We start from the raw sequence: 822 nt of genomic DNA, 5'->3' as shown, positions 1-822 counted from the left end.
TACTCCTCAATCGCCCAAGCAAACTCGGCGAACTGAAGTCTTTGGAGTTCACTTAAGTTGAGGTCATTGGTCGCCCAGTAGTCAATGTCACCGTTTGGGGCGACAATCTTGAAGACTTTGACGAAGCCATAGCCTTTGAGGTGAACCACCGTGCCAGTGGCGGCAATCGCAACCTCGTGCAGAGGACGATTACCGGTGTTGTCAGGATTGACGTGCCGATTTCGCTTGAGTCGGGTTAACCAACTCCAACCATAGCCTCGAATCAGCTTGAGATTGTCCAGGCTGCTATACCAGCCATCAAACACCACACACCGAGGTGCAAACCCTCGTGCCGTTGCCGTTGCCAGCATCGAGCGAAAGTGGTCGTTTTTGGTTGCCCCATCCACACTCTTCTCATAGAACCGATAGTCCAAGGGAATGTGGCGATCCCCTTCAGTCCACAGCAACGTAATCAAGTTGATGCCTTGCACAACTCGCCCATGCTTGCCCGACCAGTGACGGGTGACTAACTCCATCTTCTCGGCGTACCACTTGTCAAGGGTTGAGTCATCGACCACTAGAATCCCCTGACTCAACCGTACCTCCGACTGTGCTTCTTGCCAGAGTTGCTCAGTTGAGGGTTCCATTCGATGCAACAACCGGGTAATTGCGTCATGAGCCGCCGCATTGGGACTCTCCGGTTGCACTCGTTCGGCTTCGCTGCAACTGTATGCCTTCTGCGTCGCAATCAAAAAGTTAATGTAATCGTACTCGTTGACCTTGGGTGGATTCATCCTTTGGTTTTACCGCACCTACCCTTTTTTCTCAACTGCGTAACTCCTG

Annotated in this window: 1 protein-coding gene; it reads right to left on the bottom strand. The window is 52.2% G+C overall.

Annotated features, from left to right (window positions below):
- The coding region (locus AB3R30_RS26920) for an IS701 family transposase (RefSeq protein ID WP_458652278.1) at positions 1-773 on the bottom strand (773 nt) is incomplete at its 3' end.
- Positions 774-822: the final 49 nt, after the last annotated feature.

The organism is Sivoneniella epilithica UHCC 1019, assembly GCF_040830845.1.
Taxonomy (GTDB): domain Bacteria; phylum Cyanobacteriota; class Cyanobacteriia; order Leptolyngbyales; family Leptolyngbyaceae; genus ULC077BIN1.
The sequence above is the reverse complement of the archived record's forward strand: the minus strand, read 5'-3'. Positions and strand labels throughout refer to the sequence as shown.